This window comes from Kineosporia babensis, assembly GCF_021129305.1.
GTDB classification, from domain to species: domain Bacteria; phylum Actinomycetota; class Actinomycetes; order Actinomycetales; family Kineosporiaceae; genus Kineosporia; species Kineosporia babensis.
This window is the reverse complement of the sequence record NZ_JAJOMB010000045.1, coordinates 1-15,394: the sequence shown is the minus strand read 5'-3', so window position 1 is coordinate 15,394 and position 15,394 is coordinate 1. Positions and strand designations below refer to the sequence as shown.

Genomic DNA, 15,394 nt, shown 5'->3' with positions numbered 1-15,394 from the left:
GTCCAGCAGGTGGGGCGGGCCGGGCAGGTCGAGCAGGTCGAGCAGGTCGGGCAGGCGGGGGAGGCAGGGCAGGGCCGGCTGCGGGTGGAGGACAGCGGCACGGACTGGCCGGCCCGGGTGGACGAGGTGATCCAGGCCCGGTTCGACCTGAGCACGGATCTGCCGGTCCGGGCCGTGCTGCTGCGCATTGCCCCGCGCGAGTGGGTGTTCGTGCTGGCCATTCACCACCACGCGGTGGACGACTGGTCCTTCCCGACGCTGCTGAACGACCTGCAGACCGCCTACCAGGCACGGCAGGTAGGCGAGACCCCGGCCTTCCCAGCGGCAGCCGTGCAGTACGCCGATCACGCGATCTGGCAGCGGGAGGTGCTGGCCGGGGAACTGCCGCAGCTGCTCGCGTACTGGCGGCAGGAGCTGGACGAGGCGCCGCAGGAGTCGATGATCGCGCTGGACCGGCCTCGCCCGGCCTCGCCGACGCATCGCGGGGCAGACCTCACGTTCACGGTGAGCCCGCAGGTCACGGCCGGGCTGAAGAAGACGGCACAGCAGCATGGCCTCACCACGTTCATGGTGGCGCACGCCGCGACCGCTCTGGCCGTGTCGGCCCTGGGCGGCGGGAACGACCTGGTGATCGGCTCGCCGGTGGGCGGGCGTACCCAGGACGAGGTGCGCGACGTGGTCGGGTACTTCGTGAACACGCTGCCGATCCGTCACCGCCTGCAGCATCACTACACTGTCGCCGACCTGCTACGGCGCACCCGCGCTCAGGTGCTGGACGGGTTCGCCCACCAGGACGCGCCGTTCGAGGAGATCGCCCGGGCGGCCGGGGTGGAGCGGGACGCCGGACGCAACCCGCTGTTCCAGATCATGGTCAGCCACCGCACCGGGCCGGACCAGGACGAACTGCAACTCGGTGACGTCACTGTCGAGCGGGTCAAAGCGACCCTGGCCGCGGCGAAAACGGATCTGGAACTCGACCTGGCCGACACCGGTAACGGGATGGCCGGGCACCTGACCTATGCCACCGACGTCCTCAATCCCGATTCTGCGCAACGATTCCTGACCGTGTTCCAGCAGGCCCTGCAGACCATCGCCGAAGCGCCGAACACCAAGATCGCGCAACTTGAACTGCAGGAGACCAACCAGGCCTGGTCGGTCGGCGCGAAGCTTGACGCACCGGCGGCAACGCTGGACGAACTGTTGCGCAGCCAGGCCGAGAAGACGCCGGATGCAGTGGCGGTGGCGGACGAATCCGGCGCCGAGACGAGCTTCGCGCAATTCGACGCCCGGGTGAACGCTCTGGCGCAGGTGCTGCTGGAGCAGGGTGTGCAGATCGGCGACCGGGTAGCGGTGATCCTGCCGCGTTCGCTGGATCTGGTGGTGGCTCTAGCAGCAGTCATCAGGGCCGGTGCTGCCTTCGTTCCGGTGGACACGTCCTACCCGGTCGAGCGGGTGCGGGCGATTGTCGAGGATGCCGGTCCGGCGCTGGTGATCGACGAGGCCTGGCTGGCGAGCACGAGCATCATCGAGAAGGCCGAAAAACCTGTGCTGCAGCGACCGGTGAGCCCGCAGGACACGGCCTACGTGATCTTCACGTCGGGTACCACCGGGCGTCCCAAGGGCGTGGCGGTGTCGCACGCCGCGATCGTCAACCTGGTGCGCTGGCGCCAGGACACATTCCCGATGGCGGTGGGCGACCGGTTCCTGCAGACCACGTCGGTCGGTTTCGACGTGGCCCTGCCGGAGTTCTTCTGGCCGCTGGCCACCGGGGGCACGATCCGGCTGATCAAGGCCGGCGGCGAGCGCGATCTGCCCTACCTGGCCGGGGTTTTCCGGAGCGAGCGGGTGGACTTCTCCAACCTCGTACCCACGGTGCTCCAGGCTCTGTTGGAGGCTGGTCTGGACCTGGTCGCGAACGAGGTCAGGCATCTGGCCGTTGCCGGAGAGGCCTTCCCGGCTGAACTGAGCCGGCAACTCCATGGCGTCCCCGGCGTCTGGAACATGTACGGCCCCACCGAGGCTGCGGTCTACGCGGCCGCCGTCGAACTGGCGCAGACCGACCCGGTGTCGGTGGTGCCGATCGGTCATCCGGTGGCGAACGTGCGCACCGTGGTCCTGGACGACTGGCTGCGGCCAGTGGCACCCGGCGTTCCGGGCGAGCTCTACCTGGGCGGAATTCAGGTGGCCGACGGGTATTGGGGACGCTTCGGGCTCACGGCCGAGCGGTTCGTCGCCGATCCGTCGGGAGAGTTGGGAGAACGGCTCTACCGCACCGGCGACCTGGTGCGCTGGAACGCGTCCGGGCAGTTGGAGTACCTGGGCCGCAACGACGACCAGGTGAAGATCCGTGGCTTCCGGATCGAACTGGACGAGATCCGCAACGTGCTGGAGGCGCACGAGAGCGTCTCCGGAGCAGCAGTTGTCGCGCTGGAACGACCGGCCGGGGGCAAAGTACTGGCCGCCTACCTGACCGGATCCGGCGACGAAGCACTAGTGCGCGCGCATGCCCAGGACCGGCTGCCGGAGTACATGGTGCCGACCAGTTTCACCTGGCTGGACGCCTTCCCGGTGACGACCAACGGCAAGCTCGACCGGGCTGCCCTGCCCTCGCCCGAGCTGTCATCGGGTCTGAAGGGCCGAGAGCCGCAGACACCGAGTGAGCGCGTGCTGGCCGAGGTCTTCCGCGACGTGCTGCAGTTGCCGGCCGAGGTGCCGTTGTCGGTCGAGGACGACTTCTTCCGGCTCGGCGGCGACAGCATCCTCTCCATCCAGGTGGTCTCCCGCGCTCGCCGCGCCGGCGTGACGGTGACCGCGGCGCAGATCTTCACCGCCCGCACGATTGCTGCCCTGGCTCGCCTGGCCGATCAGCACGAAAGCCACTACACATCGCCAGAACTGGCGGAACGCACGGAATCGGTGCTGGGGCCGATCGCTGCGTCGATGGTGGATCAGCCCGGGTTCAGCGAGTTCACCCAGGCCTTCACCTTCGTCACTCCGGCCGGGCTGACCAAGGAAATCCTGCGCGGCGTGCTCGCGCGGGTGGTCGCCCGGCATCCGGTGCTGCAGAGCCGACTGATGGCGGGTGAGCACGGCTGGTCGCTGCAGACCGGTGTTCCGGCTGAGATGGCGGAAAGGCTGCTCACGGTCGACGATGCGCCGGAGTGGTCGTCGGCGCAGTGGGTTGAGATGGTCGAGTCCACCACTGAAAACCTCTCGCAAACAATGGACGTGGTGACTGGCGTCCTTTGGCAGGCTCGGTGGTTCTCGGGCCGGGACGGGCAGGAAGGCCGTCTGCTGTGGGTGATTCACCACCTGGTCGTGGACGGTGTCTCGTGGCGCATCCTGGGCGACGACCTGCAGCTGGCCTGGGAACTGGAGACCGGGCGGAACACCGAGGCGCTGCCGTCGGCCGGAACCGGGTACCCGACCTGGACGCAGGCCCTCGTGGCGCGGGCCGGTGAGCCGGACGTCCTCGATCAACTCGACTACTGGACCGGCGTGGCCAACGTGCCCGACCCGTCCATCGGTCCTGCTACTGGGACAGCTCAGACGTTCGCCGACATGGCCAGGCTGGAGGTGTCGGTTCCGGCGGAGGTCACGCGGGCGCTGCTGACCGATGTGCCGCGGCTGCTCTCGGCCGAGGTCGACGACGTGCTGCTCGGGGCTCTGGCGACGGCGGTCGGAGCCTGGCGTCCGCGTCGGGAGGTGCTGATCGCGCTGGAAGGGCACGGCCGGGAGGAATCGCTCGTGCCCGGTGCTGACTTGTCGCGTTCGGTCGGCTGGTTCACCAGCTGGTACCCGGTTGCCCTGCCCTGCGGTTCCTTCGACTGTCTGGCTACGAGCGTGCTTGAGGTCAAGGAGCGGTTGCGGGCGGTTCCTGGTCGAGGTGTGGGCTACGGCCTACTGCGGCATCTGAACCCGGAGACGGCCGAGGGGCTGAAGGTTGCTCCGCAGATCGGGTTTAACTACCTCGGGCAGTTCCAGGATGCGGCTGCTGCGGACTGGGGCTCAGCTGCGGAAACCGGCGGCCTGAGCGGGTTCACACCGGATGTGATGCCTGCTCCGGCGGTGGTGGACATCAACGTTGCCGCGGTTGCAGGTGAGGGTGGCCTGGTGCTCAGTGGTTCGGTGGGCTACTGCACAGGTCTGCTGGGTGAGGCGGACGTGCAGGAACTGGTTCGGCTGTGGACGCAGGCGCTGGAGCAGTTGCACGCCTACGCCCAGGTGGAGACGCAGCGCCGGGTATCTCCGTCCGATCTGAGCGCGCCAGGTCTGGTGCAAGCCGATCTTGACCGCTGGGAAGAGCGTTTCGGTGAGCTCAGCGATGTCCAGCCGCTGACCCCGTTGCAGCGCGGCCTGGCCTTCGAGGCGCTGATGGGGCAGGACGAGGGCGCCGTGGATGTCTACGTCACCCAGACCGTGCTGCGGATTTCGGGCGAGCTGGACCCGCAGCGGCTGCAGCAAGCGCTGGACCAGGTCGGCCTGCAGTACCCGAACCTTCGGGCCGCGATCATGTCTACCGAGAGCGGTGAGTACGTTGCCGTTGTCCCGTCCGTGGTCTCGACTCCGTTCGATCTGGTGGACGGCCCGCTGGACGAGGCGCTGGAGCTTGACCGGGCCCAGCCCTTCGACCTTTCGGCGCCGCCGCTGAGCCGCGCAAAGCTCCTCAGCACCGCGCCGGACGAGCACACACTGATCTGGACCCGCCACCACGTGCTCACCGACGGCTGGTCGAGCCCGAGGCTGGTCGAGGCGCTGCTGGAGGCCTACCGGGCACCGGCGGCCGTGGTCGAGCCGGATGCGGTGTACCCGAAATTCCTGGCCTGGCTGGCCGAGCAGGACGAGGCCGGCTCGATCACCCGCTGGGCCGAGCTGCTGCGCGAGGTCGACGAGCCCACGCTGATCGCACCGGGCGCCTCGAGCACGTCGGTGGTGTTCCCGCACGAACTGGAACTGCTGGTCGAGCCCGATCAGTTCGCCGCGCTGCAAGAGCGGGCCCAGGCGGCGGGTGCGACCCTGAGCAGCCTGATGCAGGCGGCCTGGGGCGTGTTCCTGAACGCGGTCACCGGCCTGACCGACCATCGCCAGGTGGTCTTCGGCAGCACCGTGTCCGGCCGTCCGGCCGAGATCGAGGGCATCGAGGACGCGGTGGGCCTGTTCATCAACACCGTTGCCACGCGGGTCGATCTGGACGGCGATCCCTCGCTCGGCGAACTCGTGGCGCAGGTGCAGCGGCAGAACACGGCCATGCTGGATCACCACCAGGTGCCGCTGGCCCGGGTGCAGCAGGCGATCGGCCTGAACCCGCTGTTCGACACCCACATCGTGTACGAGAACTATCCGTACGACGAGGATCAGCTGGGCCGGGCCGCGGGCGAGCTGCGGGTGGCACAGGTGCAGGGCTGGGACGCCACGCAGTATCCGCTCGGGCTCTCGGTTCTGCCGAAGGCCGACTCGGCGGTGCTGTTGCTGTCCTACCGTCCGGACGTTTTCGACCAGCTGCAGGTGGCCCGCTTCGCGGCGGTGTTGCGGAGGGTGCTCGAGGCGCTGGCCGGCGATCCGGGCGCCCGGGTGTCTTCGCTGGACCTGTTGCCGGCCGAGGACCGGCATGCGCTGGCGTTGTGGTCCGATGGCGGTCGGCCTTCGGGTGAAACAACTTTGGACGCTCTGGTGCGTGAGCAGGTAGCGGCCTCTCCCGCTGCGGTTGCGGTGGTTTCGGACAGCGGTGCCTCGCTGACCTACGGCCAGCTGGATGCCCGGGTGAACGCCTTGGCCGCGATCTTGATCGAGCGTGGCGTTGCCGTCGGCGATCGCGTGGGTGTGCTGCTGCCGCGTTCGACCGACCTGGTGGTGACGCTGTTGGCCGTGGTCCGGGCCGGAGCTGCCTATGTGCCGGTGGATACATCCTATCCGCTGGATCGAGTGCGGTATGTGCTTGCGGACGCAGGTGTTTCGGCGGCGATCACGGATCCGGCGGGCGCACGGGCTTTCGGGACGGCGCTGCCGTCGGTCCAGGTTATTCTGGACGGCTCGCTGAAGGCGAGCGCTGGGCGGACGGTGACGCCGAAGCGTCCATTGTCGGCTTCTGATGCGGCTTATGTGATCTACACGTCGGGTACCACCGGACGTCCCAAGGGCGTCGTGGTTTCGCATGGCGCGATCACGAACACCATTGCTGTGCGGCAGCGCATGTTCCCGCTGGCCGAGGGCGATCTGGTGTTGCAGCGCAGCGCGATCGGCTTCGATGTGGCTGTGCCGGAGATCTTCTGGCCGCTCAGTGCGGGTGCCGTGGTACGGGTGATCCGGCCCGACGGGGACAAGGATCTGGCCTACCTCGGGCGGTTGCTGCGCGAGGAGCCGCTGGCGTACGCCGACTTCACGCCCACCCATCTGCAGGCGTTGCTGGCTGCGGGAGATGACCTGCGGCAGTTCCGTACTCGGCATCTGACCGTGGGTAGCGAAGCTGTTCCTGCCTCTCTGGCAGCCGCTTTGGTTACGGCCGGGCGTGATGCCTGGAACCTGTACGGACCCACCGAAGCTGCGGTTGAGACGGTTGGGCTGAACCTTTCGGTCCTGAACGCGGCCGAGTTGGCCGGGACGGTGCCGATCGGGGTGCCGCTGGACGGTACGCAGGTGGCGGTGCTGGACGGCTGGCTGCGACCGGTGGCGCCGGGTGCCGCGGGCGAGCTGTATCTGGGTGGCGCGCAGTTGGCGGACGGGTATGTGGGCCGGGCTTCTTTGACAGCACAGCGCTTTGTAGCGGCGGACGATGGCGCGCGGTGGTATCGCACCGGTGACTTGGTGCGGTGGAACAGTTCGGGTCAGCTGGAGTATCTCGGCCGGATCGACGACCAGGTGAAGATCCGGGGCTTCCGGATCGAGCTGGACGAGGTGCGTAACGCCCTGCTGTCGCACCAGGCCGTGGATGCTGCTGCGGTGGTGGCGCTGGATCTTCCCGCCGGTGGTCAGTTCCTGGCGGCGTACGTGGTGGCTTCGGCTGCCGTGGAGGAGCTGCGGGCCCATGTGGCCGGCCGGTTGCCGGAGTACATGGTGCCGACCACCTTCACCACGCTGGCGGCGCTGCCCATGACGGCGAACGGGAAGCTGGACAAGCGGGCTCTGCCGGCGCCGGAGTTCGGTGCTGGCGGACGGGCTCCGGTCACGGCCGCTGAACGTGTGCTGGCCGAAGTGTTTCAGGAGGTTCTGCAGCTAGCGGAGCCGCTGACGGTAGATGCTCACTTCTTCCGGCTGGGCGGGCATTCGCTGCTCGCTACGCGGGCGGTGCTGTTGGCCAATGCGCGGCTCGGGGCGTCGTTCACGCTGCGCGACCTCTTCAACCACCCGACCATCGCTACCCTGGCTGAGGTTTCGTCGGTCGCCGATGCCGTGGCGGTGCCGAGCCTGACCGACGTGGTGCGGCCCGAGGTGCTGCCGGCTTCGTACGGGCAGCAGGCGTTGTGGCTGACCGAGCAGGTGGCCGGGTTGGGCACCTATCGCTCCGGGGACGTTCTGCAGTTCGCCGAGCGGGCCGATGTGGGTGCGTTGGAGCGGGCGCTGGGGCGTCTGGTCGAGCGGCATGAGGTGCTGCGGACGACCTTTGCGTTCGATGACGCTGGTGGTCTGATTCAGCTCGTGCAGCCGGCCCCGGATGCGGCTGGGTTGCTGCGGGTGGAGGACGTGGCTGCCGACGGCCTGGCGACGCGGATGCTGGAACTGCTGGAGCAGCCGGTCGACATCACCGCTGAGTTCGGGCTGCGGTACACGCTGCTGCGCACCCCGAGCGCGGACGTGCTGGCCGTGCATGGGCATCACATCGTGACCGACGAGCAGTCCAGCGCGCCGTTCCTGCGGGATCTGGAGGTCTTCTACCGCGCTGAGCTCAGTGGGGAGCAGGCTGAACTGGTGCCGATGCCTGCGCAGTACGCGGACTTCGCGCTCTGGCAGCGTCGGGTACTGGGCGACCGGCACGACACTGACTCCCGGTTCGCTGCGGATGTGGAGTACTGGCGGCAGACCTTGGCGGGGCTGCCGGGCGAGACGGCACTGCCGCTGGATGAATTGAGGACGGTTGGCGAGACGCGGACGATCCGTTCAGCTTCCGTTGTGCTCACCAGCAACGAGGTTGCGGCGCTGGTCGATGTGCTGGGGGAACGTGCGGCCACACCGCTGCATGCGTTGATCGGTGCGCTGAGCCTGGCCTTGTGGAGTGAGGGCGCGGGTTCGGCGGTGCCGGTGGGCACTCCGGTGAGTCTGCGGGACGACGCGGTGCTGGACGACCTGATCGGGTACTTCGTCAACACGGTGGTGGTGCGCACCGACATCGCGCCGAGCCTCGGGTTCGAGGGCATCGTGCGCGGGGTGCGGGAACGCACGCTGGAGGCCGGCGATCACAAGCTGGTGCCCTTCGAGAGCGTGGTCGAGGCGCTGAACCCGCCGCGGCTGGCCGGGGTCAGCCCGCTGTTCCAGGTGATGGCTGCCTTCCTGGACCAGGCCGAGTCCGCTGAGACCGGGGTTATCGCTCCGTACCGGGCCGAGCGAGTGGTACCGCCGGTCGACGACGATGGTCAGGACGCCCCGGGTGCCCTGTTCGACCTGGTGTTCGCCTTGGCCCGCGAGGCCGAGGGCGGGTACCGGCTGCATCTGGACTCCGTGCGCCAGCTGTTCTCGGCACCGACCACGCAGCGGCTGCTGGATGCCACGCGCTGGTTCCTGGTGCTCGGGGCCCGGCATCCTTCGCTGCCGGTGGGTCAGCTGGCTGAGCTGGTGCGCCTGGCGCTGGCTGGCGCGGCCGGGGTGACAGGGGCAGCCGGTGTGGCTGGAGCGGCTGGGGCGGTGCCGGACGTGGTGCATCGGCTGTCGGCCGGGCAGCTCGATCCGGCTGAGGCCGGGTTGTGGCGGGCCGCGGCTGAGCATCTGTCGCTGGCTTCGGACGGTGCCTTCTCGCTCAGCATCGATGCTTCGGGCGCGGTGGTTGCTGTTGGGGCCAACCCGGAGGTGCTCGACCGGGCGGTGCCGTTGCTGGCCGAGTTGGTCCAGGCGTATCGGGCCGGCACGGTGGTCACCATCGCTTCCGACCTCGTTCGTGATCCCGCAGCGAAGCAGGCCACGGGCCAGGAGCTGCTGCAGGACCCGTTCTGGGACAAGCACGTGGATGTCCTGGCCGAAGCCGAGCCGTGGCAGCCCTCCGGCACTGGTTCGGTGGTGGCCGACGGCCTGGCTGAGGCTTCGGCCCTGGCAGCGGTCGGTGCTCTGGCCGAAGTGCGGGCCCGCCTGGCTGCTGCAGTGCTCAGCAGCCTGGAGGCGGACGACGAGGATGTGGTGTTCGAGTTCGCCGAGCCCGACGCGTCTGGACGGCTGCGCGGCTTCCCGGCCGCTGTCCCGAGCTCGTCGCAGGAGGCCGAACTGCAGGAAGCACTGGCCTGGGATGAGCGCCGCGCGGACGAGTACCAGCTTTTGCGGCAGGACCCGTCCCTGAGCCGGTACTTCGACGATGTGCCCGACCCGAGCGTGCGCCTGAGCCTGTTCCACACCGACGCTCTCGGGCTCACACCCCCAGCCGCCGAAGCACCGGTGAGCGTGCAGGTCCTGGTCTCGACGAGCTCACCTGCCCGCGTCACGGTGCAGGTTCAGTCGAACGCCGGGATCGACGCGCAGCAGGTGGCTGCGGACGTGGCCGAGTACCTGGCCGACGCCGGCGTTCTGGTCCCGGACCGCACGCCGGCCCTGGGCGCGGTACGTCGCACCGATCGCCTGCCGATCTCCGCGGCCGAAGCCGAGCAGGTGCGCGAGCGCTACGGCCACGACGCAGACCTGATGCCGCTCTCGCCGTTGCAGAGCGGCCTGCTCTATCACATGGTCCGGGCGCGGGAGACCGACGACCACAACGCGTACGTCTCCCAGGTCACCCGCGACGTCACCGGGGCGGTGGACCCGGCGCGGATGAGCGCGGCCGTCGAGACGGTGCTGCTTCGTCATCCCAACCTGCGGGCCGGGTTCGTCGCTCTGGCCGACGGTGAGGTGCAGGTGGTCCCGGCGCACCCGCCGCTGCCGTTCCGGGTTGTCACACGGGCGGACTGGCAGGGTGACCCAGCCACGTTCCTCGCCGGTGAGCGGGAGACGCCCTTCGACCACGAGCGTCCCCCGTTGGTGCGGTTCGTCCTGCTCGAGCGCGCGCCCGACGAGTGGACGCTGGCCATGACGTTCGAGCACATCCTGATGGACGGATGGTCGCTCAACCTGGTGATGGCCGAGGTGATCGCCGCCTACCACGAGCCGGCCCGGGCCGAGCGCACGCCGGTGGTGCCGTTCCGGAACTACCTGCACTGGCTGGCCGATCGCGACACCGACAGCGCCTACCGGGCCTGGCGCGATCATCTGGCCGACCTGTCCGGGCCGTCGATCGTCTGGGCGGCCGGCGGGGACCTGGGCGGCAGTCGGGTCGATACCGGCGAACTGCATCACGACCTCGATCCGGCCTTCGCCGCCCAGGTGTACCAGGCGGCCCGCGCGGCCGGCAGCACGGTGGGCACGCTGGTGCAGGCGGCCTGGGCGATCACGCTGGGCCGGATCACCGGCAGTTCCGACGTGGTTTTCGGCAATACCGTTTCGGGTCGTCCGCCGGAGCTGGCCGGGTCGGAGCAGATCGTCGGGCTGATGTTCAACACCCTGCCGTTGCGCGTGGGTCTGAGCCCGTTCGAGAAGGTCGGGGCGCTGCTGAACCGGATGCAGATCGAGCAGGCGCAGGTGGTGGACCACTCCTACGCCTCGCTCAGCCGGATCCAGGACGAGGCGGGCCTGGGGTCGCTGTTCGACACGCTCTTCGTCGTGCAGAACTTCCCCTACGAGGTGGAGGACGAAGCCGGAGCCGACACGAAGGTGACCGGCGGTGGGCTCAACGACGCCACTCACTACCCCCTCACCTTCGCCGTGAATCCCTGGGAATCTGGGCCCGAGACGTCCGTACATGTTCGGTTGTCGTTCCGGCGTGATGCTTTTGATGTAGCCGAGGCCGAGAGAGTGCTGCAGCGGTACCTGACGGTGTTGCGGTTCCTGGCTGAGAACCCGGACGAGCCGGTGGGCCGGGTGCCGGCCCTGCTCCCGTCCGAGGACGCCTCGGTGCAGGGCCTGGAACCGGCCCGCCCGATCGAGCCGGTCACCGTGGGAGATCTGCTCACCCGGCAGGTTGCTCTGTCACCGGACGAGACGGCTCTGGTCGCGGGCTCCAAGCGGTACTCGTTCGCCGAGTTCGCCGCCGAGGTGAACCGTTACGCCCGGCTGATGATCGAGAACGGCGTGCGGACGGAGCATCGGGTGGCGCTGCTGCTGCCCCGCGACGAGCGCATGGTGATCGCCATGTTCGCGGTGTTCGCCGTGGGTGCCGCCTACGTGCCGATCGACGCCGAGCACCCGGACGACCGGATCGGCTACATGCTCTCCGTGGCCCGGCCGACGGTGACGCTGGTGACCGACCGGGACGTGGCCCGCCTGGGTTCCCCCGCAGGGGGCGTCCTCAATCTGGACCTACCCGAGGTGAGGGAGAGAATCACCCAGATCGACGCGTCTCCCATTGATTCCAGCGGCATTTCGCTCGACAACCTGGCCTACGTCTTGTTCACGTCCGGCTCGACCGGGCGCCCGAAGGGCGTTGCGGTGGGCTATCGCGGGCTCACGAACATGTACGAGAACCACGTGGAGAAGATCTTCGACCGGGTGGTGGCCCATCAGGGCGGCCGGCGAATGAAGATCGCCCACACCACGTCGTTCTCGTTCGACGCCTCCTGGGAGCAGCTGTTCTGGCTGCTGAACGGCCACGAGGTGCACGTGATCGACGAGGAGCTACGGCGCGAACCGGCCCGCCTGCTGGCCTATTACGACCAGACCCGGATGGACGGGTTCGACGTCACTCCCTCGTACGGGCAGCTTCTGGTGGACGAGGGTCTGCTGGAGCGGGATCGCCCGGCCGGGCGATCGGTCTCGTCTGAAGCCCCGGGCGTGGTGTTCGTCTCGCTGGGTGGTGAGGCGGTGCCGGAACGGCTTTGGCAGCAGCTGCGGGAGGCGCCGGGCGTGGAGTCGTACAACCTGTACGGGCCCACCGAGTACACGATCAACGCGCTCGGTGCCGACCTGGCCGACAGTCCCACATCCAGTGTGGGAACACCGATCTTCAACACCCGGGCCTACATTCTGGACGAGAACCTGCAGCCCGTGCTACCAGGCGTTCCGGGCGAGCTGTACCTGGCCGGTGCCGGTACTGCCCGCGGGTACTGGGAACAACCCGCGCTGACGGCCGAGCGGTTCATGGCCTGCCCGTGGGAGCCGGGGGAGCGGATGTATCGCACCGGTGACCTGGCCCGTTGGACTCCCGAGGGCAACATCGACTTCCTCGGCCGCGCCGACGACCAGGTGAAGATTCGCGGGTACCGGATCGAACCGGGCGAGGTTGCCGATGTGCTGGCTGCGGCACCGGGTGTGGCGCGGGCGGCGGTGATCGCTCGAGACGGTCAGCTGTACGGGTACGTGGTGCCGGCCGGCGCTGATCTGGATGCGGTGCGCTCACACGCTCGGGATGTGCTGCCCGACTACATGATTCCGGCCGGCCTGGCTGCGGTGGCGGAGATCCCGCTGACCGTGAACGGCAAGGTCGATGCCCGGGCCCTGCCGGTGATCGAGGCGGCCGGCTCCGAATACGTGGCACCGGCCACTCCGACCGAGACGCTGGTGGCCGAGGCCGCGGCCGAGCTGCTCGGGGTGGAGAAGCTCTCGACGACGGCCAACTTCTTCGAGGTGGGCGGAAACTCGCTGCTGGCAATGCGTCTGGTGGCCCGGGTGAATGCGGCGGACGACTACGGCCTGCTGGTGAAGGACGTGTTCGCACACCAGAGTGTGGCTGCGCTGGCCAGGCTTTTGGACGGGGGCCGCGCCGCCGGTTCGTTGCTGGACTCCGTGGTGGTGCCGTTGCGCGAAGGTACGCCTACGCTGTTCTGCTTCCACGAGTACACCGGTGTGGCCACCATGTACGGGCGCCTGGCCGGGCTGCTCCCGGAAGGCTGGGGTCTGTGCGGTATTCAGGACCCGGCGCACGGCGGCATCGAGTTCGACGTGGAGAACTTCGCCGAGGTGTGCCGCCTGTACGCCGACGCCGTGCTCCAGGCCCAGCCCGAAGGGCCGTACCACCTGCTCGGCTGGTCGTACGGCGGGCACATCGCGCACGGGGTGGCCAAGGAACTGCTGGCCCGCGGCCTCACGGTCGGTGGGCTCGGCATCATCGACGCCGTGCCGATCGCCGAGGGCCCGCTGCAGGAAGACGTGGATGCGGTCCCGGTGAACTCGTTCGCCGAACTGCTGGCCGACGTGGACCTGCAGGATGCGATCGCCCGCTCGCTGGAAGAGGACTCGGGCCCGGAACTCGGCGAGCGCATCTTCGGCGGCCTGGACGTGGCCCAGCGCCGGGCCATCGCCCTGGCCGGCACCCGCTCCGACCTGCTGCTCACCGAGCCCACGGTCGGCGTCGTGCCGGTTCCCGCGCTGCTGGTGGCGGCCTCGGACGATCCGGACAAGAGCGCCGGGTACGCCGAGGACCTGGCCGGGATGTGGTCGCCGTTCCTGCCCACGCTGCAGGTGGTGTCGGTGCCCGCGCCGCACTCGGAAGTCGTTGTCGAAGAAACCTTTGCCCGGCAGTGGATGCCGGCATTCGTGGAACTGCTGAAAGGAAGCAACTGATGAAGGTGACCGAAGACCAGGCCCTGGCCGACATCGCCGACCAGATGAACATCCCGGTCGCCGAGGTCGATCACGAACTCGACCTGCGTGACCAGGGAATGGACTCGGTGCGGGTGATGGAACTCGTGGAGAAGTGGCGAAGCGAGGGCGTGACCAAGGTGGACTTCATCCAGCTCGCCGAGGACCAGCGGGTGACGCACTGGCTCACCGTGCTGCGGGAGCTGCAGCGGGCCTGAGCACGGGGCTCCAGCAGCGTGAGGCTTCTGCCGGGCGTCGAGGCTGGCCCGGATGCGCACTGGAATGGGTGGATCCGGGGCTTCTACGGCTGCTCCAGATCTGCTCCGTAGCGTTCGTGCAGCGGCCCGTCATCGCCGAGCCGCGCCGCTGCACGATTGTGGTGTTCAGTCGGTGCGGATCATGCACCAGGCGCGGGCGAAGTCTCTTGCCTGAAGGTCTGACTGGCGCATCCAGATCTCGAGAGGGGAAGCATCCCCGAACCATCCTTCCAGAGTTGTCCAGCTCTCGAGGTCGGCGATGAGGCGGTACTCGTCGGCCTCGGACTGTAGTGGCAGGACGACGGGGAGGACTTCTTGGCGGGGAAGGCCTTCTCCGGCCTGGCTGTGGCCGTAGAGGTGGCTCACGGGCAACGGCTGCGTCTGGGTGCCTTCGGTGCGTTGGAATCGCCACGTCGACTGGTAAGCCTCGATCGCTGATTCGGCTGCATTGAAGGCAGATTCGTTGTCGGCGGCGATGTCGAGGGCAGACGGCAGGGAGAAGGAAGCCATGGGAAGGACGACCTGGGCGGCCGGCTGAGGAAGATCAAGATCCTCGGGTGGAACAGCGAAAGTAAGGCCTTCACGGGAGGAGAGCCAGCGGACGAGCCAGCCCTGTCGGGCGCTGTCGTCGGGTTCGTAGCCGTAGGTGCTCAGGTCGTGAAAGATCTGGAGAAAGCCGGTGTTCGGCAGGTCCGCGCGCAGTGGGGGGTTCTGCCACTGCTTGCGGCTTTCGGGGTCCAGGACGCCGCTGATGCCGGCCAGATCGAAGGTGGCGATGTGGGCGAGCGGGGCTCCCTCACTGGTGCGTGGCCAGGTTTGCGTGGTGGGCAACAGTGCCGGCCCGCCGAGCCAGGAGACCTGCGCTCCGCTGGGCCAGAAGTCGCTGCGGAGCTCGTCCTCGCCCGGCTCAAGGCTCTGCTCGGAGAACACGATGCTGAAGGCAAACTGATCTTGGAGATTCGCCGGGGCGAACTCTTTCCGGCTGAGCCATTTGCTGATCAGATGGGGTGCGCCGTTGATCGGGGCGTCGGTGCTCATCGGCTTCCTCGTGTTCGTTGTCCACCGGCGCGCTCGGCGCCATGTGTTCGATGACAGGTAGGGCAGTCGGGATCGGTTGGGGGCGAGAAGGGTATCCCGCCCCCAACGGCTGATCAGATGTTGACGCCGCAGTGTCGCAGGAGACGGATGCCGATCTCGTGCTGCTTGCTGAAGCTCTGGTTGTGTGTCCAGGCGCGCATGGTCAGACTTTTGGAAGTGACCCCGAACATGGTGACGTTCTTCTTCGCCATCCAAGAGTTGATACATGCCTGGTGGACCCGGGTGGGGATTTGGATCAGGTTCTGTGGGTTGTGGATCGCCCTGGCATCCCAGCCCCGCTTGGCGATGGTTGATTGCTCGAC

The 15,394-nt window shown here is 68.4% G+C and carries 4 protein-coding genes; 2 read left to right on the top strand and 2 right to left on the bottom strand.

What is annotated here, in order from left to right; all coding sequences use genetic code 11:
- Positions 1-9: 9 nt before the first annotated feature.
- Complete coding sequence (locus LR394_RS40320; protein WP_231450008.1) at positions 10-13,719, top strand: non-ribosomal peptide synthetase; 13,710 nt, start codon at positions 10-12, stop codon at positions 13,717-13,719.
- Positions 13,719-13,955 carry a phosphopantetheine-binding protein gene (locus tag LR394_RS40315; RefSeq protein ID WP_231450007.1) on the top strand — a complete coding sequence of 79 codons (237 nt, stop codon included), beginning with the start codon at positions 13,719-13,721 and terminating at the stop codon, positions 13,953-13,955. Before LR394_RS40320 ends, LR394_RS40315 begins: the two co-directional genes overlap by 1 nt.
- A 165-nt stretch (positions 13,956-14,120) precedes the next feature.
- Here LR394_RS40315 and LR394_RS40310 read toward each other — a convergent pair whose 3' ends face one another.
- Positions 14,121-15,032: a YwqG family protein gene (locus tag LR394_RS40310; protein WP_231450006.1), complete on the bottom strand. Its 912-nt coding sequence runs from the start codon at positions 15,030-15,032 to the stop codon at positions 14,121-14,123.
- A 113-nt stretch (positions 15,033-15,145) separates the two neighbouring features.
- On the bottom strand, positions 15,146-15,394 hold a 249-nt coding region (locus LR394_RS40305; protein ID WP_231450005.1), incomplete at its 5' end, for a hypothetical protein.

Bases quoted from the DNA above. Each gene is read 5' to 3' on its own strand.
- LR394_RS40315 (WP_231450007.1), top strand. From the start codon at position 13,719: ATGAAGGTGACCGAAGACCAGGCCCTGGCCGACATCGCCGACCAGATG.
- LR394_RS40310 (WP_231450006.1), bottom strand. From the start codon at position 15,032: ATGAGCACCGACGCCCCGATCAACGGCGCACCCCATCTGATCAGCAAA.